The organism is Cronobacter sp. EKM101R (genome assembly GCF_963888145.1).
GTDB lineage: Bacteria > Pseudomonadota > Gammaproteobacteria > Enterobacterales > Enterobacteriaceae > Cronobacter > Cronobacter turicensis.
On the sequence record NZ_CAWPHW010000033.1, the window covers coordinates 198177 to 224090 of the forward strand.

At 57.7% G+C, this 25914-nt stretch carries 25 protein-coding genes; 10 read left to right on the forward strand and 15 right to left on the reverse strand.

The window, feature by feature from the left end:
• Positions 1-3: 3 nt before the first annotated feature.
• From yggU to AACV31_RS16100, 3 genes are read right to left on the reverse strand one after another with little or no spacing between them, the layout of a single operon-like run.
• Positions 4-294, reverse strand: coding sequence for a DUF167 family protein YggU (gene yggU, locus AACV31_RS16090; RefSeq protein ID WP_004385624.1), 291 nt, complete (start codon positions 292-294; stop codon positions 4-6).
• Positions 291-845 (reverse strand): YggT family protein, encoded by a 555-nt coding sequence (locus AACV31_RS16095; RefSeq protein WP_105538722.1) that lies wholly within the window; start codon positions 843-845, stop codon positions 291-293. Before AACV31_RS16095 ends, yggU begins: the two co-directional genes overlap by 4 nt.
• 15 nt (positions 846-860) lie before the next feature.
• A complete protein-coding gene (locus tag AACV31_RS16100; protein ID WP_165155424.1) occupies positions 861-1574 on the reverse strand; it encodes a YggS family pyridoxal phosphate-dependent enzyme in 714 nt (237 codons plus the stop codon).
• Positions 1575-1588: 14 nt separating this feature from the next.
• On the opposite strand from AACV31_RS16100, the gene AACV31_RS16105 reads away from it, so the two are divergent.
• Positions 1589-2605, forward strand: coding sequence for a type IV pilus twitching motility protein PilT (locus AACV31_RS16105; protein ID WP_007763983.1), 1017 nt, complete (start codon positions 1589-1591; stop codon positions 2603-2605).
• Here the strand turns inward: AACV31_RS16105 and AACV31_RS16110 are convergent.
• The gene (locus AACV31_RS16110; protein WP_165155423.1) at positions 2602-4860 is read right to left on the reverse strand and encodes an FAD-dependent oxidoreductase; all 2259 of its coding nucleotides are present in this window, start codon (positions 4858-4860) and stop codon (positions 2602-2604) included. The two genes, AACV31_RS16105 and AACV31_RS16110, sit on opposite strands and share 4 nt — an antisense overlap.
• Positions 4861-4922: 62 nt before the next feature.
• On the opposite strand from AACV31_RS16110, the gene AACV31_RS16115 reads away from it, so the two are divergent.
• On the forward strand, positions 4923-5615 hold the full coding sequence (locus AACV31_RS16115; protein WP_075198011.1) for an IclR family transcriptional regulator: 693 nt from the start codon (positions 4923-4925) through the stop codon (positions 5613-5615).
• A 160-nt stretch (positions 5616-5775) separates the two neighbouring features.
• On the opposite strand, the gene ruvX is transcribed toward AACV31_RS16115, so the two are convergent.
• The 8 genes from ruvX to metK all read right to left on the reverse strand — a co-directional run bounded on the left by ruvX (position 5776) and on the right by metK (position 12985).
• The gene (gene ruvX, locus AACV31_RS16120; RefSeq protein ID WP_165155422.1) at positions 5776-6192 is read right to left on the reverse strand and encodes a Holliday junction resolvase RuvX; all 417 of its coding nucleotides are present in this window, start codon (positions 6190-6192) and stop codon (positions 5776-5778) included.
• Positions 6192-6755, reverse strand: coding sequence for a YqgE/AlgH family protein (locus AACV31_RS16125; RefSeq protein ID WP_004385631.1), 564 nt, complete (start codon positions 6753-6755; stop codon positions 6192-6194). Before AACV31_RS16125 ends, ruvX begins: the two co-directional genes overlap by 1 nt.
• Positions 6756-6868: 113 nt before the next feature.
• Positions 6869-7816: a glutathione synthase gene (gene gshB / locus AACV31_RS16130; RefSeq protein WP_105538726.1), complete on the reverse strand. Its 948-nt coding sequence runs from the start codon at positions 7814-7816 to the stop codon at positions 6869-6871.
• A gap of 12 nt (positions 7817-7828) precedes the next feature.
• The gene (gene rsmE / locus AACV31_RS16135) at positions 7829-8560 is read right to left on the reverse strand and encodes a 16S rRNA (uracil(1498)-N(3))-methyltransferase (RefSeq protein ID WP_165155420.1); all 732 of its coding nucleotides are present in this window, start codon (positions 8558-8560) and stop codon (positions 7829-7831) included.
• 73 nt (positions 8561-8633) lie between these two features.
• The gene (gene endA, locus AACV31_RS16140; protein ID WP_075198007.1) at positions 8634-9341 is read right to left on the reverse strand and encodes a deoxyribonuclease I; all 708 of its coding nucleotides are present in this window, start codon (positions 9339-9341) and stop codon (positions 8634-8636) included.
• Between the two features lie 88 nt (positions 9342-9429).
• The gene (locus AACV31_RS16145) at positions 9430-9930 is read right to left on the reverse strand and encodes a SprT family zinc-dependent metalloprotease (protein WP_165155419.1); all 501 of its coding nucleotides are present in this window, start codon (positions 9928-9930) and stop codon (positions 9430-9432) included.
• Positions 9931-10020: 90 nt separating this feature from the next.
• Positions 10021-11415 carry a sugar porter family MFS transporter gene (locus tag AACV31_RS16150; protein WP_007763977.1) on the reverse strand — a complete coding sequence of 465 codons (1395 nt, stop codon included), beginning with the start codon at positions 11413-11415 and terminating at the stop codon, positions 10021-10023.
• Between the two features lie 415 nt (positions 11416-11830).
• The gene (gene metK / locus AACV31_RS16155) at positions 11831-12985 is read right to left on the reverse strand and encodes a methionine adenosyltransferase (RefSeq protein ID WP_007701516.1); all 1155 of its coding nucleotides are present in this window, start codon (positions 12983-12985) and stop codon (positions 11831-11833) included.
• A gap of 420 nt (positions 12986-13405) precedes the next feature.
• Here metK and AACV31_RS23220 point away from each other — a divergent pair, with 420 nt between their 5' ends.
• From AACV31_RS23220 to speA, 3 genes are all read left to right on the forward strand, one after another.
• Entirely contained in the window at positions 13406-13552 is a 147-nt protein-coding gene (locus tag AACV31_RS23220; RefSeq protein WP_420025943.1) for a hypothetical protein, read from the forward strand.
• A gap of 87 nt (positions 13553-13639) precedes the next feature.
• The gene (yqgB, locus tag AACV31_RS16160) at positions 13640-13786 is read left to right on the forward strand and encodes an acid stress response protein YqgB (RefSeq protein WP_004385639.1); all 147 of its coding nucleotides are present in this window, start codon (positions 13640-13642) and stop codon (positions 13784-13786) included.
• A complete protein-coding gene (gene speA / locus AACV31_RS16165) occupies positions 13779-15755 on the forward strand; it encodes a biosynthetic arginine decarboxylase (RefSeq protein ID WP_041923905.1) in 1977 nt (658 codons plus the stop codon). The genes yqgB and speA overlap by 8 nt, the downstream gene beginning before the upstream one ends.
• A gap of 80 nt (positions 15756-15835) precedes the next feature.
• On the opposite strand, the gene AACV31_RS16170 is transcribed toward speA, so the two are convergent.
• On the reverse strand, positions 15836-16711 hold the full coding sequence (locus AACV31_RS16170; RefSeq protein WP_165155417.1) for a LysR family transcriptional regulator: 876 nt from the start codon (positions 16709-16711) through the stop codon (positions 15836-15838).
• A gap of 223 nt (positions 16712-16934) precedes the next feature.
• Between AACV31_RS16170 and AACV31_RS16175 the strand changes: the two genes are divergently transcribed.
• Both AACV31_RS16175 and speB read left to right on the forward strand, forming a co-directional pair.
• Complete coding sequence (locus AACV31_RS16175) at positions 16935-17804, forward strand: esterase/lipase family protein (RefSeq protein ID WP_165155416.1); 870 nt, start codon at positions 16935-16937, stop codon at positions 17802-17804.
• A gap of 224 nt (positions 17805-18028) precedes the next feature.
• Entirely contained in the window at positions 18029-18949 is a 921-nt protein-coding gene (speB, locus tag AACV31_RS16180) for an agmatinase (RefSeq protein WP_165155414.1), read from the forward strand.
• Between the two features lie 104 nt (positions 18950-19053).
• Here speB and AACV31_RS16185 read toward each other — a convergent pair whose 3' ends face one another.
• On the reverse strand, positions 19054-19812 hold the full coding sequence (locus AACV31_RS16185; RefSeq protein WP_105582404.1) for a M48 family metallopeptidase: 759 nt from the start codon (positions 19810-19812) through the stop codon (positions 19054-19056).
• 280 nt (positions 19813-20092) lie between these two features.
• Here AACV31_RS16185 and tkt point away from each other — a divergent pair, with 280 nt between their 5' ends.
• Positions 20093-22084 (forward strand): transketolase, encoded by a 1992-nt coding sequence (tkt, locus tag AACV31_RS16190; protein WP_165155413.1) that lies wholly within the window; start codon positions 20093-20095, stop codon positions 22082-22084.
• Positions 22085-22143: 59 nt separating this feature from the next.
• On the opposite strand, the gene AACV31_RS16195 is transcribed toward tkt, so the two are convergent.
• Positions 22144-23280 carry an ADP-ribosylglycohydrolase family protein gene (locus AACV31_RS16195; protein WP_165155411.1) on the reverse strand — a complete coding sequence of 379 codons (1137 nt, stop codon included), beginning with the start codon at positions 23278-23280 and terminating at the stop codon, positions 22144-22146.
• Positions 23281-23633: 353 nt separating this feature from the next.
• Between AACV31_RS16195 and epd the strand changes: the two genes are divergently transcribed.
• Positions 23634-24653, forward strand: a complete 1020-nt coding sequence (gene epd, locus AACV31_RS16200; RefSeq protein ID WP_165155410.1) for an erythrose-4-phosphate dehydrogenase — start codon at positions 23634-23636, stop codon at positions 24651-24653.
• Between the two features lie 76 nt (positions 24654-24729).
• Positions 24730-25893: a phosphoglycerate kinase gene (gene pgk, locus AACV31_RS16205; protein WP_075197999.1), complete on the forward strand. Its 1164-nt coding sequence runs from the start codon at positions 24730-24732 to the stop codon at positions 25891-25893.
• The last annotated feature ends 21 nt before the right edge of the window (positions 25894-25914 follow it).

Sequence of the window (25914 nt, forward strand, 5' to 3'; positions counted from 1 at the left end):
GTATTAGTCGGTGACAGCCGCAACTTCCGTTGGGATCTGTTGGGGTTCGATGATTTTGACTTGCTTATGACGGCCGAGTTCGCCTTTTTCAATCACCACCTGGCTTTTGGCCACGCGGAATTGTTTAGCGAGATACTTCACCAGGTGGGCGTTCGCCTGGCCGTCAACCGGCGGGGCGGTGATGGCGACTTTTAGCTCGTCGCCATGTAAACCGATAATGCTGTCGCGGCTGGCCTTCGGCTGGATATAGAGCCGTAACACCAGCCCGTCGACGGTTTTACTTACGGCACTCACAGCAAATACCACAGCCTCGGGAAGAGATCCATGCCGAGGTAGTTCAGCAGATAGAGCAGAATGATCACGCCCATGGCGGAAAAATCGATGCCGCCCATGGCCGGAAGAATACGGCGGATCGGCGCCATCAGCGGCTCGGTGAGCTGAATCAGCACAAACTCAATCGGGCTGCGGCCCTGGCTTACCCAGCTCATCAGCGAGCGGATAATAATCACCCAGAAGACCAGCAGACCTGCGGATTTCAGCAGCGACAGCAGGCCCACCACCAGGTTAAACGGATCAAGCGACAGTCCGCCCGACTGAATCAGCAGCAGCAGCGGGAATTTCAGCGTCGAGAGAATAAACGCCACCAGCAGCGACGAGGTGTCGATCGGCCCTATTGACGGAATGACACGACGCAGCGGGCCTATCACCGGCTGGGTAAATTTCACTACCGTCTGGGCGAGCGGGTTATAAAAATCGCAGCGCGACCACTGCATCCAGATGCGCAGCAGCAGCACCATCACATACAGTTCGATCAGGGTTTTGACCAGGAAAGTCAACGTCAGCATGGCATTCCTCAGAAGTTAATGTTGAGCGGCGCGGGCGTAATCGCGCGCGCCGAAAATCGCGGTACCAATGCGCACCATCGTGCTGCCAGCGGCGATGGCGGCTTCCATATCATCGCTCATGCCGAGCGAAAGCGTGTCTACCGTCGGGTAGCGCGCTTTAAGCGCCGTGAAGGCCGCCGCCATCTCACGCGCGACGGCAAACTGGCGCGCATACTCTTTTTCCGGCGCCGGAATGGCCATCAGCCCGCGCAGCCGCAGACGCGGCAGCGCCGCTATCTGCTCTGCCAGCGCATCCAGCTCGCTTAAGGCGATGCCGGATTTGCTCTGTTCGTCGCTGATATTAACCTGAATCAGCACGTTAAGCGGCGTCATTTCGTCGGGGCGCTGTTCATTCAGGCGAGTGGCGATGCGCAGCCTGTCGACCGTATGGCACCAGTCGAAATGCTCCGCCACCAGACGGCTTTTGTTGGACTGCAACGGACCGATAAAGTGCCACGTCAGTCCGTCCACGCCCGCGTCGCGGAAATGGAGGATCTTTTCCACACCCTCCTGCACATAGTTTTCACCGAATTCACGCTGCCCGGCGGCGATCGCTTCTGCTATCGCGCTCGCAGATTTTGTTTTACTCACTGCAAGCAGCGTAACTTCTTCTGGAGCCCGGCCGCAGCGTTGTGCAGCCGCTGAGATCTTTTGCCGAACCTGCGTTAAGTTGCGTTCTGTCTCACTCATGGTAGGGAAGCTATATGGAAATGGATGAATTAGTGGCGCTTAGTGTAAAGCATAACGTTTCGGATCTACACCTGTGTAGCGAGCTACCGGCGCGCTGGCGCAGGCAGGGACGGCTGGAGCCGCTGCCGGATGCCGTCCCGAAGCCGGAAAACCTGCTGGCGCGCTGGCTTGACGACGCCCATCAGCGCGAGCTTGCCGAACGCGGGCAGACCGATTTCGCGGTCAGTCTTGCAGGCGGCGTGCGGCTGCGCGGCAACGCGTTTCGCCAGATGCAGGGGGTGTCGCTGGTGTTGCGCCTGCTGCCGCGCGGCTGCCCCAGGCTTGAAGCGCTCGGCGTGCCCGCAGCGGTGCCAGAATTATTAACGATGCCGGATGGCCTGATGCTGGTCACAGGGGCGACCGGCAGCGGCAAATCGACGACGCTCGCCGCGATGGTCGGCTACCTGAATGAGACGCTCGACGGCCATATTCTAACGCTTGAAGATCCGGTCGAGTTTTGTCATCAACCGGCGCGCTGTCTTATCCAGCAGCGTGAAATCGGCACGCACTGCCAAAGCTTCAGCGACGGCCTGCGCGGCGCGCTGCGTGAAGATCCAGATGTCATTTTGCTGGGAGAGCTGCGCGACAGCGAAACCATCCGGCTGGCGCTGACGGCGGCGGAGACCGGCCATCTGGTAATGGCGACGCTGCATACGCGCGGCGCGGCGCAGGCCGTCGAGCGGCTGGTGGATGTCTTTCCTGCCGATGAACAGAATAAAGTCCGCAGCCAGCTGGCGGGCAGCCTGAAAGCGGTGCTGGCGCAAAAACTGGTGGCGGACGTTCAGGGCGGCAGAACGGCGCTGCATGAACTTCTCATCAATACGCCCGCCGTGGCGAATCTTATCCGCGAGGGGAAAACGCACCAGCTGCCGGGCCTGATGGAAACCGGCCAGCAGCAGGGGATGCAAACCTTCGCGCAAAGCGTGGCGATGCGGCTGAACGAAGGCAAACTGGCGCTGCGAAAAGATGCCAGCGCCGGGCACTGGTGTTAACGTACATGGAGCGCGTAAAGCGCGGGCAGGGCGCCTGCGGTGCTGACGATCTCAAGACGTATTACGCTCGCCTTACGGGGCGCGTCGAGGCGGTGTTCGCAGACGGCATGGTGGTTCTCCGTCACCTCCGCCAGCAGCGTCTCATCGGCCCAGAGCCGGTAATGCGTGACGCAGTGGGGCGTGACGGCGCAGTCGTGCCCCATCTGGACGGTTTCCATCGCATTATCAAAATCGTTATCGAAAATCAGCGTCAATGCCCCGAACGCGTGCGGCTGCGTCCAGTGCCACTCAACGGTGGGTTGACTGTCGTCCGCGGCGGGCACCCAGGCGTTGGCTTGCTGTTCGGGCCGCAGACGACCGTTAAGCAGGTTTTCCGGCGGATAACAGCGCAACGGCGCGTCGAGGCGCAGCGCAGGCATGATTTGATGCGGACGACGTCGCGGCAGCCAGAAGTCGAACTCGTCCACGCCGAAATCGCCTTCTGCGACCTGGTGCGAGCGTTTGGCGACGCGCGCGTTAAGGCTGTTAAAGACCATCATAACGCCCGGCAGAGGCTGCGCGCTGAGCGCCATCTCGATGGCCTCGCACCGATCGAAGACAATAAATACATAGCTGTCCTGCTCGGCGGTATGGCGCAGCGCCACCCGGTACGGCGCGGCGTCGTGAACCTCCAGCTCGCACTCGTCGAGCCAGCGCTCCGGCGTATAGTTGCCGGGTTTGTGGCTGGTGAGAAGCTGAACGCGCAGGCGCTGTGGGGCGCCCGTCCGCAACGTGAAGTGCAGCGTCGGCAGCGACTGCCCGGCCCGCAGCGGCAGCAGCAGCGCAGTGCGCGCCGACAGCGACTCCCATTCGCCGTTCGGCGCAAGCTCGGTAAGCTGATATTCACTGCTGACGCGAAGCCGCGCGCCGCACGCCGGATCGTCCAGACGCTGGCGGGGAATGTAACAGCCTGTCGCCTGCAAATGCTGTTGCAGCTCAGCGATGCGTTCACGCGCCGCCAGCTGGCGTGGAGTAAGCGCTTGCTGATGGCAGAGCGCCGCCGCCCGGCCGACCACTTCACCCAGCAGCCCGCAGGTGCACATCACGCGGGCGCTGCCGAAGGCGACGTGCGACGCCGAGATAAGCCGCCCGGTCAGGAACAGGTTATCCAGCGAGCGGCTGTAGAGGCTGCGCCAGGGGATGGTATAGGTGCCTTTACTGTGAAACTGACGGCAGCCGTCGTGAGTGCTGTAGACGCCATCCGCCGGGTGCAGGTCGATAGACCAGCCGCCGTAAGCCACGGCGTCGTAATGGTCGCGCTGCTCGATAATATCCTGCTGACAGAGCAGATGATCGCCCATAAACCGGCGGCTTTCGCGCTTGCCGGGAATGGTGCCGACCCACTCGATCGTCAGGTTTTCCGCATCCGGGAACTGCCCGGAGTTTTTAATATGGTCCCAGACGCCCCAGACAATTTTCCACAGCTCCCATTTAATCTCCTCGCTCTGGTGGACGGTATCAAGGCGACCGCCCCATTCGAGCCACCAGAGATCGCAGCCGTTAAGTGTGGAGGTGAGGCGCTGGTAGCGCGGAATATCGGTTATCTCTTTCAGCGCAAACGACGGCGGGACGAAGCGCACCGGCTCGCGGGTCTGTTTGGTGTAGAAGTAAATCGAGTGCCCGAGCTTGTGCCCGAAGCTGTCGCCGGGTGCCATTTTTTCGCCGAGTTCGTCCGCCTCTTCCGCGCCGACGCGAAACTCGGCGCCGGCAAGATAACCCAGTACGCCGTCGCCGGTGGCGTCGCAAAACTGTGTGGCGCTAAGGGTGTAGAAGGTTTCGTTGATCGCGTTAAAGCCGCGAACGCGCGCAATCCGCTGACCGTGACAGGCGACCTCAAAGATCGCGGTGTTGAGCAACAGCGTCAGTCCTGGCTGCGAGCGGGCGAGATCCAGCAGCACCAGATCGAACATCACCGGGTTGCCCTCTTTGTTGCGCCAGAGGTTTTCTTCCAGGATTTCGCCCATAATGCCGCCTTCACGCGCCCAGCGGTTGTTGTTACCCATATGCGATGTCGCGCCGTTGGCCCACAGCCGCACTTCGCTGGAGGCGTTGCCGCCCAGCACCGGCCTGTCCTGTACCAGGATAGCCTGCAATCCGTCGCGGGCGGCCGCCAGCGCGGCACACAAGCCAGCGATCCCGCCGCCTGCCACCAGCAGATCGGCGTGGAGATGTTCTTCAGGGAAGGTCCGGTCAACGCTGCGGGGAAAGACATTCATAAACTTGTATCCTTCTTAACTGGCATTACACTCATGACATTGTCATGCAACGGGACTTCGCTATGTCTTCACAACCCAACCAGAGCCTGATTGATGGGATCCGCTGCCTGCAGTACCTGGTCTCCAGCGATCGGGCCATCGGTTGTCGTGAACTGGCCCGACTGATGGGCATCAACACCACACGCGTCAACCGCCTGCTGATGACAATGGCCTCTATCGGCCTCACCATGCAGGATGAGCAGCGGCGTTATCTGCCCGGCCCTGGTATTCACGCTCTGGCGGCGCAGGCCATTCGCGGCTCCGCGCTCTTCTCCCATGCTCTGCCGCTGCTTGAGCGACACGCCCCAAAAGACGTGGTAGTGGCGCTGGGCGTGCTCTGGGAAGATCAAATCATCTACATCTACCACTCCACGCCCGGCAGCCAGATGAGCCAGGCGCTGGCGGGTTTCCGTATGCTGCCCGCCTGGCAGTCGGTCATCGGCATGTCGCTGCTGGCGGCGGAAACCGACGAGGCGCTGGAAGCGCGCTTTACACCTGAACAGTGGGCCCAACTGGCGCCTCACGTGGCGCAACAGCGCGAACGTGGTCTGGTTATCTGGCGCCACGACGACGGCGAAGTGTCGATGGCGAAACCGCTTGGCATGCACAACGCCGCCGTGGCGCTGGCTGGCATGTGGAACATCAGCAATCCTGAAATCCACTCTCGCCTTGAGCAGCTCAACGATCTGGCCGCGCGGCTGATGAAACCGGCCTGATGCTCACTGGTTATGTTTCTTTTATAGAAACGTTTAGCGGGGCGAGCAAAGGCGGCGCCTGAGAAGTGTGATCCGGGGCGGATTCATAAGCGGAAATAAATGAATTCGGGCGGGTAAGAGAAGAATAAACGCAGCATCAGGCGACGCTGCGAGTCATGTATTAGCCGTGTTGCTCGAAGTAGCTTTCCAGAATGACGACCGCGGAGGCGGAGTCCACGCTACCTTTGTTCAGCGCGCGAAAACCGCCGTGCTCAAAAAGCCCGGCGCGGGCCTCAACGGTGCTGAGGCGTTCGTCGTGCAGCGTGACTTTTATGCCGAAGCGACCATGCAGCCGGTTGGCGAATGTACGCGCGCGCGCCGTCAGCGGTTGTTCGGTGCCGTCCATGTTCAGCGGCAGGCCGACGATGACATCGTCCGGCTGCCACTCTTTCAGCAGCCGCTCAATGATGGTCCAGTCCGGATTGCCGTTTTGCGCTTTAATCGCATTCAGCGGGCGGGCGGTGGCGGTCACACGCTGTCCAATCGCCACGCCGATACTTTTCGTGCCAAAATCGAAGGCCAGCAAGGTGCCGCTCATTACGCGTGCCCCGCTTCGCCTGGCATGGTGTGGATGTCGATGCCGATAAGCTTCGCAGCCTCGCGCCAGCGGTCGGCGATGGGCGTGCGGAACAGGATATTGAGATCCGCCGGTGCCGTGAGCCAGGCGTTTTCCAGGATCTCTTCTTCAAGCTGGCCTTTCTCCCACGAAGAATAGCCGAGCGCCACCAGCACATCATCGGGCTGTTCGGCGGTGCCGAGCGTTTCCAGCACGTCGCGCGAGGTGGTGATGACCGTATTATCGGAGATACGGATGCTGGAGGAGAACGCATCCGGCGGCGTATGCAGAATAAAACCGCGATCTTCGGCCAGCGGACCGCCGAGAAACACCGGCTTGTCGAGACGGATCGCCGGGTCGCGCGGCTCCGGCGTGATTTTCAGTTTCTGAAGAACACCTTCAACCTGCAGATTTTCCAGAGGTTTGTTAATGATAAGGCCCATCGCGCCTTCATTATTGTATTCGCAGATATACACCACGGAACGGCGGAACAGCGGGTCCTGAAGGGCCGGCATGGCAATGAGGAAATGATGCTGTAAATTCATCGTCAAAAGTTCTGTAGTCCTGGTTGGAAAATCGGCAGATTCAGTATGCGGGGAAAGTGGCGAGCTGTCACCCCCGGTGGGGATGCGGGCGGGAGCGACCCCGCCCGAAAGGCTTACTTAGCGAGGCGTTTTTCAATGGCGTCCATCAGCATACCGGTAATGGAAACCGGGTACTGCGCTTCGATTTCGCGCACGCAGGTAGGGCTGGTGACGTTAATTTCCGTCAGCTTGTCGCCGATGATATCGAGACCCACAAAAATCAGGCCTTTCGCTTTCAGCGTCGGCCCGACGCGACGGGCGATTTCCCAGTCGCTGTCCGTCAGTGGACGCGGTTCGCCACGGCCGCCGGCCGCCAGGTTGCCGCGGGTTTCACCGCCCTGCGGAATGCGCGCAAGGCAGTAAGGCACCGGCTCGCCGTCCACGACCAGTACGCGCTTGTCGCCGTCTTTAATCGCCGGCAGGTAGTTCTGCGCCATGCAGTAGCGGCTGCCAAGCACGGTCAGGGTTTCCGCGATCACGGAAAGGTTCGGGTCGCCCTCTTTCACGCGGAAAATCGACGCGCCGCCCATGCCGTCCAGCGGTTTTAAGATGATATCGCCATGTTTTTCCCAGAAGGCTTTCAGCTGCGCTTTGTTGCGCGTCACCAGCGTATGCGGGGTGAGATCGGCAAACCACGCGGTGAAGAGCTTCTCGTTGCAGTCGCGCAAGCTCTGGGGCTTGTTGACGATAAGCGTGCCTTTCTCTTCGGCGCGCTCAAGAATGTACGTGGCGTAGATGAATTCGGTGTCGAACGGCGGATCTTTACGCATCAGCACGACGTCGAGATCGGCCAGCGCAATATCCTGCTCGGTGCCGAACTCATACCATTTGTCGTAATTCTGTTCGACGCTTACCAGACGCGTGCGGGCGCGGCCTTCGCCGTTATTGAGGTACAGATCCGCCATCTCCATATAGTGGAGTTCATAGCCGCGGCGCTGGGCTTCCAGCAGCATGGCGAAGCTGGAATCTTTTTTAATATTGATGCTTGCGATGGGGTCCATCACGATGCCGAGCTTGATCATTATTTTTCTCCTTTAGCCCAGATCGCCAAAGCGCACCTGCAGTGCGGTGATGGCGGTGAGCGCAGTGGTCTCTGTGCGCAAAACGCGTGGTCCTAACAGGATATCAGTAAATTGATAACGTGCGGTCATGGCAATTTCGTCGGCCGACAGGCCGCCTTCCGGGCCAATCAGCAGGCGCACGCGCTCAACGGGCTGCGGCAGCGTGTTGATGCTGTGCGCGGCGCGCGGGTGGAGATTGAGCTTCAGGCCGGTATCCGGCTCGGCGCACCAGGCTTCCAGATCCATCGCCGGGCGGATTTCCGGCACCACGTTGCGTCCGCACTGCTCGCAGGCGGCGATCGCGATTTTCTGCCACTGCTGCAGCTTTTTATTAAGACGTTCTTCATCAAGCTTAACGCCGCAGCGCTCGGAGAAGAGCGGGGTGATCACGCTGACGCCAAGTTCAATCGACTTCTGGATGGTGAACTCCATCTTTTCGCCGCGCGACATCACCTGGCCGAGATGTAAAAAGAGCGGCGATTCACGGTTCGCCTCTTCGGCGCTCACCACATTGACCAGCACGCTTTTTTTACTCGCCTGGGTGATTTCAGCGGCAAACACCTGGTTGCTGCCGTCGAACAGTTGCAGCACCTGGCCTGCGCTCATGCGCAGCACCCGGCCTACGTGATTCGCGGCGTCTTCATCAAGAGCGATTTCACGCCCGACGACTAACGGCTCGGGGTGATAGATGCGGGGAATTCGCATGGGCATTTTCCGGTAAACGGGCTTGCGGCATCGCGCGGCAAGCCCTGCGTTAACAATTGCCCGGTAGTGTAGGTTAGCGGTTTTGCCCCTGGCAAGCCTGCTGTACGTAAGGGTTATGGTTGCCCTGCACCTTCGCGATGCGTTCATCGCGCGTACATTCCCACGCGCTCACCGGGTAGAGCTTGTTCCAGGCCTCGAAAAGCTGCGTCTGGGCGCGCGACAGGTTGAGCTGATATTTATCGCGCATATAGAAATAGGTACGCGCGATAGCGCCGCGGGCGCGGGCAGGCGGCTCGGCCTGTTTATTTTTGAAGTCGACTTTCATTTCGCACTGGCCGTACTGGCCTTCGCCGCCGCGCCACTGGCTGTAGAGGAAATTGCCGCGATCGCCGTTTACCTCGCCAACGGCGGGTTGCAGATTATGAAGGTCGGTTTCCATTTCGCGATAGACCGGGTCTTTATCGCAGTTTTTCCGTCCGCCATCCTGCCAGCACTGGCGCTGGTGGCCGAACTGCCATGCGGGCACCACATGTTCCCATTCGATGCGCGAGGCGCGGTTTTCGTTTTTACGTACCTGATAGCCGCAGGCTTTGAGATCGGGGATACCTTTTTTGCCCTGCCAGGTAATCGGGCAGCCGCAGTAGAAATCGCCGGGCGCGTCGGCGTTGATTTTCACGCCAGCCGCTTTGGCCTGGCTGAAACTATGAATGCCGGACGCCAGCGCGGCGGGCGCGGCAAAGGCGACGCACAGCGCCGCCGCCAGTGTAATTTTGCGAGACATCTTCCAGCTCCTTGTCCGAAGGTGTTCGCAACGTAACGAAGGCGGGCGCCGGAAGCAATCGGTTATTGCCAGAAATTTCCTGAAGGCGTCAGTTTTCCGCGACCAGCGTGTCGCCGCAGCGCACGCAGCGGTACTGGGTTTCGCCGCGCACGACGCGGTTATGACGGCGGACGGTGAGCTGATGCTGCTGGCAGCGACAGCGGTAGGGGAAGGTATTGGCGCGCACTGAATCGAGCTCAAACTGATGCGTGCGGCGCGCCGGGACGCCGAGCACGCTTTCCATCATCCATTTCCACTCTTTGCCGTGCGGCGGCACGCGTCCGAAGTGTTTCCACACCAGCAGGTGCGCCAGCTCGTGCGGCACCACTTCATTAATGAATGCCTGCTGGTTTTCCATCAGCAGTACCGGGTTTAAGCGGATTTCATAGCTTTCGAGCCAGGCGGTGCCCGCTGCGGTGCCGCGCTGCTGATAGACCAGTTTCGGCTCCGGGTAGTGACTCTCCAGTTTGAGATTGGCGCGCGCGAGCGCCTCGCGCAGGCTGCGCATAACGGCCTGTTGAATGGCGATGGGAAGACGTGGGGTTTTCATAGCGAGAGGATAGAGCCGAAGACGGGATGGGCGCAAGAGGCGGCGGCCCCCTGCGCCCGCCACCTGCGTGAACGGGCGGCAAGGTAAGGCTTAGTCGTTCGAACCGATATCGCGCAGTTTACGGCCCTGCATCAGGTTACGTTCGATATGCTCCAGCGACACGTGCTTGGTTTCCGGCACCAGCCAGATGGTCAGCACGATGAAGAACAGGTTGAGACCGGCGTAGACCCAGAAGGTCGGCGCGTTGCCCAGCGTGTTGAGCATGGTGAGGAAGGTCGCCCCGACTATCATGTTCGCAATCCAGTTGGTGGTCGTGGAGAGCGTGATGCCGAAATCGCGGCCTTTCAGCGGCTGGATCTCAGAGCACAGCACCCAAATCAGCGGACCGGCGCTCATGGCGAAACCAATGATGAACATCAGCAGCATCGCGACGGCAAAGTACTGACCTGCCGGGCTGTCGATGCCCATATGCAGCATGGTGCCGAGAATGCCCATACCAGCCGCCATGACGATAAAGCCCAGGATCAGCGTTGGTTTACGGCCCCAGCGGTCGACCAGACCGATGGCGATAAAGGTCGCCAGCACGTTGGTCAGCCCGACAATCACGGTGCCCCACATCTGCTCGGTGGTATTGGAGTAACCCGCCAGTTCAAAGATTTTCGGCGCGTAATACATGATGACGTTCATCCCGGTGAACTGCTGCATCACCTGCAACAGGATGCCGAGGAATACCGCGCGGCGGAAGTTGCTGTTGTCTTTAAACAGCGACCAGCCGCCCTGTTTCACCTTCAGGCTTTCGCGGATTTCTTCCAGCTCGCGTTTTGCTTCGGCGCTGGAGTCACGCAGGCGCAGCAGAACACGCTCGGCGTCGTGGAAGCGACGTTTCGCGGCGAACCAGCGCGGGCTGTCCGGCAGGAAGAAGACGCCAATCAGCAGAAGAATCGCCGGGATGGTGATGACGCCCAGCATCCAGCGCCAGGCGCCGCTGTAGCTGAACGCGGTATCGGAGAGATAGGCGCCCAGAATACCGATGGTGATCATCAGCTGATACATGGAAATCATACTGCCGCGGATTTTCTCCGGCGCGATTTCAGACAGATAGAGCGGCGCGGTGTAAGAGGCGATACCGACCGCAAGGCCCAACAGCACGCGGGAGATAATCAGCACTTCTACATTCGGCGCGAACGCCGAGCAGAGCGAACCGATGACGAACAGCACAGAGCCAATCATCAGGCTGTATTTACGCCCGAGACGTGAAGAGAGCCAGCCGCTGCCGATAGCGCCGACGGCGGCGCCGAACATCATCGAGCTGACCACCCACTCCTGCTGGTGCGGGGTGATATTAAAGTCTTTGGCGATGAAGGGCAGCGCGCCCGCGATAACGCCGATGTCGAGGCCGAAAAGAAGTCCTGCCAGGGCCGCAAGGAAACAGACGAAGAACGTCATGGCCTTGTGCGAACGCCCTTGTTTTTTATTGTCAGGCATACTGCCCTCCAGTTGGGTTATTAGTTTTATCGTGGTAAAGGGTAAGTTAGCGTAACGTAAAAATATGTGATATCAGTCACGTGCGTGTAATCGGTTACACTAGTGTCAGCTTGCGTAAAGCGCTTATCCTTTTTTATATCAGCTAATTAGTGTAGCCAGAAACGAAGCGGCGGAGAGGAATTCAGACTAAACCGAAACGGAATGTAACAGAGTGCAGAAGGGGGATTTGCGTAAAGACAATTCTGAAAAAATGCCGCCTTTCCTGTTCATGTAATCGCTTTCAGTAGAATCTTGCCCGTCGCGCTGGCAGAAAGTATAGCTGCTGGTAGTAAAGAGAAAGGGGCAGGGCGCATTGCGCGCCTGAAAAGCAAAAGGCCAGCACGAGGCTGGCCTTTAGGGATAACTACGCAGGGGATTATTTCAGACCGGCAGCATCGCGCAGCAGCTGCGCTTTGTCGGTTTTTTCCCACGGGAAGTGTTCACGACCAAAGTGACCGTAAGCGGCGGTTTCTTTGTAGATCGGGTGCAGCAGATCCAGCATCTGGATCAGGCCGTACGGACGCAGATCGAAGAACTCACGCACCAGCAGGGTGAGCTGCTCGGTCGCAATTTTCTCGGTGCCGAACGTTTCAACCATGATGGAGGTTGGCTCTGCGACGCCGATGGCGTAAGAAACCTGGATTTCACAACGGTCGGCCAGGCCTGCGGCCACGATGTTTTTCGCCACGTAACGCGCCGCGTAGGCAGCGGAACGGTCAACTTTAGACGGGTCCTTACCCGAGAACGCGCCGCCGCCGTGACGCGCCATGCCGCCGTAGGTGTCGACGATAATCTTACGGCCCGTCAGACCGCAGTCGCCCATCGGGCCGCCGATAACGAAACGGCCAGTCGGGTTGATGAAATATTTGGTGGATTCATTCAGCCATTCCGCAGGCAGGACCGGCTTGATTATCTCTTCCATCACGGCGTCGTGCAGGACGCTCTGCTCGATGTCTTCCGCATGCTGCGTGGAGAGCACGACGGCATCGATACCCACGATTTTGCCGGCGTCATACTGGAACGTGACCTGGCTTTTCGCATCCGGGCGCAGCCACGGCAGGGTGCCGTTTTTACGCACTTCAGCCTGACGCTGCACCAGACGGTGCGCGTAGGTCACCGGGGCTGGCATCAGCACGTCGGTTTCGTTGGTGGCGTAGCCGAACATCAGGCCCTGGTCGCCCGCGCCTTGCTCAAGCGGATCGGTGCGGTCAACGCCCTGGTTGATATCCGGGGACTGTTTGCCGATAGCGCTCAGTACGGCGCAGGAGTTGGCGTCAAAGCCCATATCGGAATGAACGTAGCCAATTTCGCGTACGGTGTTGCGGGTAATCTCTTCGATATCCACCCACGCGCTGGTAGTGATTTCACCACCGACCAGCACCATGCCGGTTTTCACGTAAGTTTCGCAGGCCACGCGTGCTTTCGGATCCTGCTCAAGAATGGCGTCCAGCACTGCATCGGAGATCTGGTCCGCAATTTTATCGGGATGTCCTTCTGAAACAGATTCAGAAGTAAAAAGGTGTTTTGCCATGTTTTGTATCACCCTGGATAAATCAATTAGCTCAGCATACCGTGTGTTGGTGCCATCTTAGAAGAAAATTCTGCGGCCATGCAGGTAAACACACAGGAAGGCTAAGTGTTAATCGGTATAGATGGATTAACATCTGGATGGCTATTCTAGGTTAAATCTTAAGCCGATTTCCAGCAGTTTTTGAGGCGTCGAATAATGCGTTTAACGCAGCGCTGGCAAGAATTCCTGACAAGGACGGCAAACGGCGCTTTTTTGTTTTGCTTTTTACCCCTGTTCCCGGTATAAAACGGCGCGCGCGGCTCCTGCAAAAAAGCGCACGGAAACCATCTCCGTGTCGCCACTTCCAGCCGGGCTGAGAGTGATTTTTAGCTTTGGCTTATCGCCGGTCTACAAGGGCTGGCGTGGAGGTGATACCAGATAATGAACCGCCGTTATTCGCTTAATCTGCCATGCCGTTCTGGCGTGCGCTTTTCCCCCGCAACCTGCATCTCTTTTTTGCAAACCTGCCGATGTTCTACCCATCTCGGCGCTTCTCAGGATTCCCGGGCCGGTCAAGGCTTGCGATAACTGAACAAGGGCTCTCCTGACGTCAGGAGTTTTCTCGTGGTTTCGCCGACCCGTCACACGGAGTTCGGTTACGTGTTTTACAATGATATGAATAAGAAACCGGTCGCACGGCAGGGTGGTCAGCACTATGTGCTGGATAACTCTGCTGTTTATGGGTTGTTATCACAGTGTAACGCTGCGATAGTAGTTAACTGTTTTACACTTTCGACAAAATTTGAGGTTCGCTATGTCTGACGACATCTTTTCATCTTCGCCTTCGTCAGCGGGCGAACAGGGTGTACTACGTTCCATGCAGGAGGTTGCAATGAGCTCCCAGGAAGCCAGCAAGATGCTGCGCACTTACAATATTGCCTGGTGGGGCAATAACTACTACGACGTCAACGAACTGGGCCATATCAGCGTATGCCCCGATCCGGATGTCCCCGAAGCGCGCGTCGATCTCGCGAGGCTGGTGAAGGAGCGTGAAGCTCAGGGCCAGCGCCTGCCTGCATTGTTCTGCTTCCCGCAGATCCTGCAACATCGCCTGCGTTCCATCAACGCGGCGTTTAAGCGCGCCCGCGAGTCCTACGGCTATAACGGCGACTACTTCCTGGTTTACCCGATTAAGGTGAACCAGCATCGTCGCGTCATCGAATCGCTGATCCACTCCGGCGAACCGCTGGGTCTGGAAGCGGGCTCCAAAGCGGAGCTGATGGCGGTGCTGGCGCACGCGGGTATGACCCGTAGCGTTATCGTCTGTAACGGTTATAAAGACCGTGAATACATTCGTCTGGCGTTGATCGGCGAGAAGATGGGCCACAAGGTCTATCTGGTCATCGAAAAGATGTCGGAAATCAAAATTGTGCTGGAAGAAGCGGAACGCCTGAACGTGATCCCGCGCCTCGGCGTGCGTGCGCGTCTCGCTTCGCAGGGCTCCGGCAAATGGCAGTCTTCCGGCGGTGAAAAATCCAAATTCGGCCTGGCGGCGACGCAGGTGCTGCAACTGGTTGAGATGCTGCGCGAGGCGGATCGTCTCGACAGTCTGCAACTGCTGCACTTCCACCTGGGCTCCCAGATGGCGAACATCCGCGATATCGCCACCGGCGTGCGCGAATCCGCCCGCTTCTATGTGGAGCTGCACAAGCTTGGCGTGAATATCGAGTGCTTCGACGTGGGCGGCGGCCTCGGCGTGGATTATGAAGGGACGCGTTCGCAGTCTGACTGCTCGGTCAACTATGGCCTGAATGAATACGCGAACAACATTATCTGGGCTATCGGCGACGCATGCGAAGAGAACGGTCTGCCGCATCCGACGGTGATCACCGAATCGGGCCGCGCCGTAACCGCGCACCACACCGTACTGGTCTCCAATATCATCGGCGTTGAGCGTAACGAATACACCGAGCCGACCGCGCCGTCTGAAGACGCGCCGCGCCCGCTGCAGAGCATGTGGGAAACCTGGCAGGAGATGCATGAGCCGGGCACGCGCCGTTCGCTGCGCGAGTGGCTGCACGACAGCCAGATGGACCTGCACGATATTCATATCGGCTACTCCTCAGGCTCCTACACGCTGCAGGACCGCGCCTGGGCTGAGCAGCTCTACCTGAGCCTGTGCCAGGAAGTGCAGAAGCAGCTCGATCCGCAGAACCGCGCGCATCGTCCGATTATCGACGAACTGCAGGAGCGCATGGCGGATAAGATTTACGTCAACTTCTCCCTGTTCCAGTCGATGCCGGACGCCTGGGGTATCGATCAGCTCTTCCCGGTGCTGCCGCTGGAAGGTCTGAACCACGCGCCGACGCGCCGTGGCGTACTGCTCGACATCACCTGTGATTCCGATGGCACTATCGATCACTACGTCGATGGCGACGGCATCGCGACCACCATGCCGCTGCCGGAATACGATCCCGAAAACCCGCCGCCGCTGGGCTTCTTTATGGTCGGCGCGTACCAGGAGATCCTGGGCAACATGCATAACCTCTTCGGCGATACCGAAGCGGTAGACGTATTTGTGTTCCCGGATGGCAGCGTGGAAGTAGAGCTTTCCGATGAAGGCGATACCGTGGCGGATATGCTGCGCTACGTCCAGCTCGACCCGGATACGCTGCTGACGCATTTCCGCGATCAGGTCAAACAGACCGATCTGGATGCCGCGCTGCAACAGCAATTCCTGGAAGAGTTTGAGAGCGGCCTGTACGGCTACACCTATCTCGAAGACGAATAATTTCTGTAAGCTACCTCAGGCTACCTGTCGAAAGACAGGTAGCCTTTTTAATGCATTACGTTCCCGGCGAATGTGATTTCTCAGTAAGCATCCCGGATCATTTTCCTGATTTTAGTTATCTCGCTGCTATTTTTTAAATGTGCATTACAGAGCATAATGTTTTTATAAGTCACTCCTTTGACTCTCACTCTGGATAATCCCGGCGATGCGTACAGCGCAGCAATTCTTGCAGGCAGCAGTAGCATGCCTTTTTTATGAATGACGGAGTAAATGGTTGTGGTCAGATCAAAATCAACTTCCTGATAGAAAATATAGGGAAGCATCATGTTTAGCGCGCCAGTAATGCGTGTTTTGATCTCCTTTATATAATCGTTCGGCCGGATGAAAAGTGGCAATGTTCGCATGAAGTCGATATCGTTTAAGTTTTCCTGGGTCACTGACGACGCCATAAGTAATTCCAGCACATCCTCTTTAAGACAGTATTTGGTAATATTGCTGCTGACGTTTAAATCTCTCATTGAGAAAATAATGACTCTTTCGCTATGGTTTAGCCTTTCCAGGATATCCTGCGTCACGAGCGTACGCGAAGGGGTAAAGTGAATGTTTTCCGTTTGTAGGGTGTACACCAGATATTTATAAAAACAACAGGGGACAGAGATATCGAAGACAATTTCAAACGTCCTTGCGTTGCCGCGTGCCAGAAACCGCTGTTCAATAGACTCAAGCGAGTCATAGAGGGGTTTAATCGCGTTATAAAATTGAGTGGCTGTGCTGGTGGGTATTAATTCATTATATTTTCTTTCAAACAGTCTGGTGTGAAACAGTTCCTCTATCTCATTAATTGTTTTGCTAAGCGGAGAGCGAGTGATAAAGAGTTTGTCTGCGGCTGCGTTTATGCACCCCTCTTCCATGACCATAATAAAGCACTTCATTTTCCTTGATAATAAAAAACTCATTACTTCTCCTTCTTTATCCTGACGAGATAAGAAAATCGCCCTCTGTTAATGGCAATGTCTAAGGGCCAGTCACAGGCTTTTTTACTTTAATTGTGGATGAAGGAAAAGTTTATAAAACGCCCAGTGTGGCGTTCCTTTATAGGCAATCACGGCTGATTTCATCGGTAACATCATCATGGATTGCACAAGGCAATCTATTATCGATACTGTAAAGGAATATAATATGTGTGTGAAATATCCCGTCGTGCTGGTGCATGGTTTAATGGGCTTTGATGATATTCTCGGTTATCCCTATTTCTTCGGCGTTAAAGAGGCAATGAAACGTAAAGGGGCTGATGTCTTTACGGTGTCACTGTCCGCGCTTAATTCTGATGAAGTCAGAGGTGGTCAGCTTTGGGATTTTATTAAAGATGTCAAACGCAGGACGCGTAAAGATAAAGTCAATCTTATCGGGCATAGCCAGGGCGCGCTGGATTGCCGGTATGTCGCCGCGCATTATCCTGAGAGTATCGCCTCCGTTACGTCGGTCAACGGCGTCAATCACGGCTCTGAAGTGGCGGACGCCTTACGCGCAGTGCTTGAACCAGGAAGCTGCGCGGAGGGGGCGATCGCCCTGGCTTTTGAAGCCTTTGAGAAAGCCGTTGCGTTTGTCAGTGGGCATCCTTTCGAGCCCGAAGATGCGGTAGCGGCGCTGGATGCGCTGACCACCGAGGGGGTGCAGGCGTTTAACGCCAAATATCCGCAGGCATTGCCCGAAGTCTGGGGAGGCGAGGGCGCTGAAATCGTTAACGGCATTTATTACTATTCCTGGAGTGGCATTATTAAAGATGGTCTCCTGGAGCAAGGCCTGAATGAACTCGATCCGCTGCACAGGTTTATGAAGCTCAGTGCGAAAATTTTTGTTAAGGAAGCCGGGCAAAATGACGGTCTGGTCGGACGGTACAGTTCCCATCTGGGTAAAGTCATTCGCTCGGATTACTCAATGGATCATCTGGATGCCATCAATCAGCTTGCGGGAATAAGAACCAACACTCTGAATACGGTTGATCTCTATACCGAACATCTGGAACGGCTAAAGGAGAAAGGCCTGTAACGAGCGGCTCCACGCTTTATGCGGCTTCCCGTTATGTTCCTGTAACGGGAAGGCTAATCGAACGTGTTCTATACTGCTCGGTATGCTATTGAACACGAGTGGAATTACGGCGATAATCCGCGCCAACAAGCTGTACACGAATCCATCCCTTCCTCGTCGGGTTTAACGACGCGGAGGGGATTTTTTTTATCTCACATCTCAACCTTCAATAAGAGGTCAGATTCATGAACACCTTAGGCCATCAGTACGACAACTCCCTGGTTTCCAACGCCTTTGGTTTTTTACGCCTGCCGTTGAATTTCATGCCGTATGACAGCGACGCCGAGTGGGTGATCACCGGTATTCCGTTCGACATGGCGACCTCCGGCCGCGCAGGCAGCCGCTTCGGACCTGCCGCTATCCGCCAGGTGTCCACCAACCTCGCGTGGGAAGGCAGCCGCTTCCCGTGGAACTTCGATATGCGTAAACGCCTGAACGTCGTGGACTGCGGCGATCTGGTTTACGCGTTCGGCGATGCCCGCGAGATGAGCGAGAAGCTGCAGGCTCACGCAGAACGACTGCTGGCGGCCGGTAAGCGTATGCTCTCTTTCGGCGGCGACCACTTCGTGACGCTGCCGCTGCTGCGCGCCCACGCGAAGCACTTCGGCAAAATGGCGCTGGTGCATTTCGACGCGCATACCGACACCTACGCGAACGGCTGTGAATTTGACCACGGCACCATGTTCTACACCGCGCCGAACGAAGGCCTCATCGATCCGACCCGCTCTGTGCAGATAGGCATCCGTACCGAGTTTGACAAAGATAACGGCTTTACCGTGCTGGACGCGCCGCAGGTGAACGACCGCACCGTTGACGACGTGGTCGCGCAGGTGAAACAGATTGTCGGCGATATGCCGGTGTATCTGACGTTTGATATCGATTGCCTGGATCCGGCATTCGCACCGGGCACCGGTACGCCGGTGATTGGCGGCCTGACCTCCGATCGCGCGCTGAAGCTGCTGCGCGGCATTCAGGACCTGAATATCGTCGGTATGGATATTGTGGAAGTGGCGCCGGCTTACGACCAGTCGGACATCACCGCGCTGGCGGCGGCGACGCTGGCGCTGGAAATGCTCTACATCCAGGCCGCGAAAAAAGGCGAGTAATTTGCGCGCGGCCCGGTAGTGCGATGCTTACCGGGCCTGACGGCGGAACTCAAAATGCCGGACAAGGTGAAGCCCTGTCCGGCATTTTTTATTACTGGCTACGTTTATTTAATGCCATCGGCTTTCATGCGATCGCGAATATGCTGCGCGCGCGCTTCAGAGGCCGGGTGATCGTCAAACATGGAGCTTTGACGGCCTTTCTCAAGCTTCGCCAGTTTCTCAAAGCTGGTGGCAAGGCCAGATGGGTTGATGCCGCGTTTACGCAGCAGATCGTAGGAGTAGTCATCCGCTTCGGATTCCTGACGCTGCGAGAACTGCGCGTTAACCAGTTTTTCGCCAAGCTCCCCTAAATCGGACTGCGACAGGCTGCCGACGATACCGCCAGCGGAAGCGGCCGCGCCACGCACGGCGTTGGTGCCAAGCGCCACCTGCATTCCGCGTTTCACGTGGCCCAGCGCGACGTGGCCCATTTCATGGCCAATCACCGCTTCCACTTCGTTATCGCTCATCATATCCATCAGCCCGCTGTAAACGCGGATGCAGCCGTTGGCCATCGCGAAGGCGTTAACGTCCTTCTCTTCATACACCTTGTAGTTCACCGGCTGGCCGTTGATGTTATCGCCGAGCGCCGCGGCGATTTTGTTCAGGCGCTGCGTATACTGGCTGTTCGCAGGGGCGATTTTCGCTTTGCTGTCCTGCGACTTACAGGCTTCGTCGCTCAGCGCTTTAACCTGCGCGTCGCTTAAGGTGTAGGCCTGGAATGCTTCGGCGCCTGAGCTCAGCAGGCCGTTGGAATTCATGTTTTGGCAACCGCTCAGCAGGGCTGCCGCGGTCACGCTCAGTACTATCGCGCGCATTTTCATCGTTATGCTTCCACGCTCCATTGAGGTTTTCATTGTTGTCGCCGCAACGCGGCTTCGTTGACGTGCGGCTAAGTATAAAGAGGTTTGCGCACGTCCGGCGAGCGGGTTGCGCAAACTGCGAGCGGCTTCCAGAGATTTCTTAGCGGACAAAAGGATGCTCCATGTACATGCCCAGCCGCTTGGGTTACATTGTGGGACAATTTTTCGGGCGTAGCCCATAACGCGTAGTAGTCAAGCCGTTAACAAGGCGTGGCCTTCAACTATCCGATCTGGAGTCAAAATGTCCTCTCGTAAAGAGCTTGCCAATGCTATTCGTGCGCTCAGCATGGACGCAGTACAAAAAGCCAAATCCGGCCATCCGGGTGCCCCGATGGGCATGGCTGACATTGCCGAAGTCCTGTGGCGTGATTTCCTGAACCATAACCCGCAGAACCCGTCCTGGGCCGACCGCGACCGCTTCGTGCTGTCCAATGGTCACGGCTCCATGCTGATTTACAGCCTCCTGCACCTCACCGGTTACGATCTGCCGATAGAAGAACTGAAAAACTTCCGTCAGCTGCATTCCAGAACGCCGGGTCACCCGGAAGTCGGTTATACGCCGGGCGTGGAAACTACCACCGGTCCGCTGGGGCAGGGGATTGCGAACGCTGTGGGTATGGCTATCGCAGAGCGCACGCTGGCGGCGCAGTTCAACCGCCCAGGGCATGACATTGTCGACCACTACACCTACACCTTCCTGGGTGACGGCTGCATGATGGAAGGCATCTCCCACGAAGTTTGCTCGCTGGCAGGCACGCTGGGCCTCGGCAAGCTGGTGGCGTTCTACGACGACAACGGCATCTCCATCGACGGCCACGTTGAAGGCTGGTTCACTGACGATACCGCAAAACGCTTTGAAGCTTACGGCTGGCACGTGGTGCGCGGCGTGGACGGTCATGACGCCGACGCCATCAAACGCGCGATTGAAGAAGCGCGCGCAGTCACCGACAAACCGTCTCTGCTGATGTGCAAAACCGTTATCGGTTTTGGCTCGCCGAACAAAGCAGGCACCCATGATTCCCACGGCGCGCCGCTGGGCGAAGCCGAAGTGGCCGCCACCCGCGAACAGCTGGGCTGGAAATATGAGCCGTTTGTGATCCCGCAAGAAATCTACGCGCAGTGGGATGCCAAAGAGATGGGCCAGGTGAAAGAAAGCGCCTGGAACGAAAAATTCGCCGCCTACTCGAAAGCATTCCCGCAGGAAGCCGCTGAATTTACCCGCCGTATGAAAGGCGAAATGCCAGCGGATTTCGCCGCGAAAGCGCAGGAATTCATCGCGAACCTGCAGGCGAACCCGGCGAAAATCGCCAGCCGCAAAGCGTCTCAAAACGCCATTGAAGCCTTCGGCAAACTGCTGCCGGAATTCCTGGGCGGCTCTGCGGATCTCGCGCCGAGCAACCTGACCATCTGGTCTGGCTCTAAAGCGATTAATGAAGATGCCGCAGGCAACTACATTCACTACGGCGTGCGCGAGTTCGGCATGACCGCTATCGCGAACGGCATCGCGCTGCACGGCGGTTTCCTGCCGTACACCTCGACCTTCCTGATGTTTGTGGAATATGCCCGCAACGCGGTGCGTATGGCCGCGCTGATGAAACAGCGTCAGGTGATGGTTTATACCCACGACTCTATCGGTCTTGGCGAAGACGGCCCGACCCACCAGCCGGTTGAACAGCTGGCGGCGCTGCGCGTGACCCCGAACATGAGCACATGGCGTCCGTGCGACCAGGTGGAATCAGCAGTCGCGTGGAAATACGCGGTCGAGCGCCATGATGGCCCGACGGCGCTGATTTTCTCTCGTCAGAACCTGGCGCAGCAGGAACGTAGCGAGCAGCAGCTGGCGGATATCGCCCGCGGCGCCTACATCCTGAAAGACTGCGACGGTCAGCCGCAGATCATCTTCATCGCCACCGGCTCTGAAGTTGAACTGGCTGTCGCCGCCGCCGATAAACTGGCTGCGGAAGGCGTGAAAGCGCGTGTCGTTTCCATGCCGTCTACCGACGTCTTTGACAAACAGGATGCCGCTTACCGCGAAGCCGTGCTGCCGAAAGCTGTCAGCGCGCGCGTGGCTATCGAAGCTGGCATCGCCGACTACTGGTTCAAATATGTTGGCCTGAACGGCGCTATCGTGGGCATGACCACGTTCGGCGAATCCGCCCCGGCAGAGCAGCTGTTTGAAGAGTTCGGCTTTACCGTGGATAACGTGGTCAGCAAGGCGAAAGCGCTGCTGTAACCGCACATCACGCGTAATAAAACGAACGGGAGGCCATGCGCCTCCCGTTTTTTTTGGGCTCAGTCGCCCGGATATTTCTCACGCATCGCGATGGCAAACGGTGAGTTGTCATAGTCTGATATTGGCCAGTCGCGGTAGTCCAGCAAGTCGTCCGCCATCTCCTGAATCACGGCGTTAAGCTCAAGCCGCGCCCGCCACGTTTGCGGTATGGCCGCCACCCCGTGTATCGCCCCGAGAAGGTGACCGGCGATCGCGCCGGTGGAGTCGGAATCGCCGTCGTGATTGACCGCCATCAGCACGCCTTCTTCAAACGAGCGGGCGCGCAGCGCGCAATAAAGGGCGATGGCGAGCGCCTCTTCGGCGACCCAGCCTTCACCCAGTTTCTGGATCGCCTCCTGCGGGGCAAGCGGCGAAGCGGCGAGTAAGCGCGCATGCTCCAGCGCGCGTTCTGTTTCATCGCGATCGGGCGCGCTTTTCAGTAAATCCAGAGAACGCGCCAGCGCGGCGTGAAGGGATGCCCCCTGAACGAGTTGTAAGACCAGCGCCGCCAGCACGCCGCCGGTAAGAGCGCCCGTCGGGTGACCGTGCGTCAGCGCGGCGAGCTGGCAGCCCGTGTCGAACGCCGCTTTTAATACATCACCGCCCGGGTATTGCACGTAAAAAAGCCCCACCGGGGCCACGCGCATGACGCCGCCGCAGCCCTTGCTGTTATTTCGGGCCGGTTCGCCGCAGGCGCGCATCTCGCGCAGCGCCGTGAGGCAGGTGTTGCCCGGCGCGCGGGCATGGAACAGCGCCTTATGCCGGATAAGCCAGCCGGAAAGCTCAGTGGTATCAAGCAGACCGTGGCGGTTGCGTTCGCCCTGCGTCAGCAGCCAGCGCAGATAAGCATGCGCGGTCACGGAGGTAAATGACGGGCCGATGCCGCGCATCGCCGCACGCATCCAGGCCCGCAGCAGGCCTTCGGCGGTAAAGAGCGTCATCTGCGTATCGTCCGTGATTTTCCCGGCGCCGCCCCAGGCGCGCTCGTAATCCGTGATGCCCTGCGCACCATAGCGTGCGGTGATTTCCGCCCGGCTTAAAAATTCCACCGGGGCGCCGAGCGCGTCGCCCACCGCGCCGCCAAGCAGGCAGCCGCGAAAGCGCGCCCGCAAAGGAGCCAGGCCGGCACCGTTTTCGTACTCTTCTGGATACGCCATCACTGTCCCTTTGTTACTGTGGAGTCGCCCCCATTGTAGAGCGCGGCGGCAGGCGCGTAACGTCGATAATGGCCTGCCTGACGGGATTTATGCAGCCGTTATTCATCACAGCTCGTGCAATGGTGGAATTTATTCCAGAAAAAATGTGACGCAGGTCAGAAGTTAGTGTCATTTCGCCGCGGAATCATTCCTTTTATTCCATGATTCGCTTATTCTTGCTGAAGCGTTTCAGTCGGCTGATTGTTCGACAATTCATCAAACGGTTGTAGTTTGTGACGGGCGAGGATTCCCCTTCGAAGATGGCTGCATTACTCTGTCAGCCTCTTCACATCCGGGATTCTGGCAGGAGATATATGACCTTACGCGTAGCGATTAATGGCTTCGGTCGCATCGGGCGCAACGTAGTTCGTGCGTTGTATGAGTCCGGCCGTCGCGCGGAAATCAGTGTGGTCGCCATCAATGAGCTGGCCGACGCCGCGGGCATGGCGCATTTGCTGAAATATGACACCAGCCACGGCCGCTTCGCATGGGATGTCCGTCAGGAAGGCGAGCAGCTCTGGGTTGGCAATGATGTCATTCGTCTGCTGCATGAGCGCGATATTGTCGCACTGCCCTGGAAAGCGCTGGATGTAGACATGGTGCTCGACTGCACCGGCGTTTACGGCAGCCGCGCCGATGGCGTCGCCCATCTGGAAGCGGGCGCGCGCAAAGTCCTGTTCTCACATCCAGGCGGCAACGATCTCGACGCTACCGTTGTGTATGGCGTCAATGAAGCGGCACTGCGCGCTGAGCATCGCATTGTGTCTAACGCCTCCTGCACCACCAACTGCATTATCCCCATTATCAAGCTGATGGACGACGCGTTCGGAATTGAATCCGGCACCGTGACGACTATCCATTCCGCCATGCACGATCAACAGGTTATCGACGCCTATCATCCGGACCTGCGGCGCACGCGCGCGGCCAGTCAGTCCATCATTCCGGTCGATACCAAGCTTGCCGCGGGTATAACGCGTATTTTTCCTAAATTTCATGATCGCTTTGAGGCAATTGCAGTACGCGTGCCTACCATTAACGTGACGGCCATTGATTTAAGCGTGACGGTACAGAAACCGGTAAAAGCCCATGAAGTCAACCTGTTGCTGCAAAAAGCGGCACAGGGTGCATTTCATGGTATAGTTGACTATACGGAATTACCGTTGGTCTCAACAGATTTTAACCACGATCCGCACAGCGCCATTGTAGACGGCACCCAGACACGGGTGAGTGGTGCGCACCTGATTAAAACACTGGTCTGGTGCGATAACGAATGGGGCTTCGCTAACCGGATGCTCGACACCACGTTAGCGATGGCAGCTATTGGTTTCAGGTAAGATTTCATGCATTACGGCTTTTAGGCCACGGTGTATGGGGTCTGCAAAACTTTAAGAATCAACGAGAGGATTCACCATGTCTGTAATTAAGATGACCGATCTGGATCTGGCAGGTAAACGCGTTCTGATCCGCGCCGATCTCAACGTTCCGGTAAAAGAGGGGAAAGTCACCTCTGACGCGCGTATCCGCGCCTCCCTGCCGACCATCGAACTGGCTCTGAAACAGGGCGCTAAAGTGATGGTGACGTCCCACCTGGGCCGCCCGACCGAAGGCGAATACAACGAAGAATTCTCTCTGCTGCCGGTAGTTAACTACCTGAAAGACAAACTGAACTCGCCGGTTCGCTTGGCGAAAGACTACCTCGACGGCGTCGAAGTGGCTGAAGGCGAGCTGGTGGTGCTGGAAAACGTTCGCTTTAACAAAGGCGAAAAGAAAGACGACGAGACGCTGGCGAAAAAATACGCTTCTCTGTGCGACGTGTTTGTCATGGACGCGTTTGGCACCGCGCACCGCGCGCAGGCTTCCACCCATGGCGTCGCGAAATTCGCTGACGTGGCGTGCGCAGGCCCGCTGCTGGCAGAAGAACTGGACGCGCTGGGTAAAGCGCTGAAAGAGCCGGCTCGCCCGATGGTCGCTATCGTCGGTGGTTCAAAAGTCTCTACCAAACTGACCGTACTGGATTCCCTGTCTAAAATCGCTGACCAGCTGATCGTCGGCGGCGGCATCGCCAACACCTTCGTTGCAGCCCAGGGCCACAACGTTGGTAAATCCCTGTACGAAGCCGATCTGGTTGATGAAGCGAAACGTCTGCTGACGACTTGCGATATCCCGGTCCCGACTGACGTTCGCGTAGCGACCGAGTTCTCTGAAACCGCGCCGGCTACCCTGAAATCTGTTACTGACATCAAAGATGAAGAGCAGATTCTGGATATGGGCGACGTTTCCGCTGAGAAACTGGCTGAAATCCTGAAAAACGCCAAAACGATTCTGTGGAACGGCCCGGTGGGCGTGTTCGAGTTCCCGAACTTCCGTAAAGGCACCGAAATCGTGGCTCGCGCAATCGCAGAAAGCGACGCGTTCTCCATCGCAGGCGGCGGCGACACCCTGGCGGCTATCGATATGTTCGGCATCGCCGACAAAATCTCCTACATCTCCACTGGCGGCGGCGCATTCCTCGAATTCGTGGAAGGCAAAGTTCTGCCGGCAGTTGCGATGCTCGAAGAGCGCGCGAAGAAATAATGTAAGCAGGCGGGGCATCCC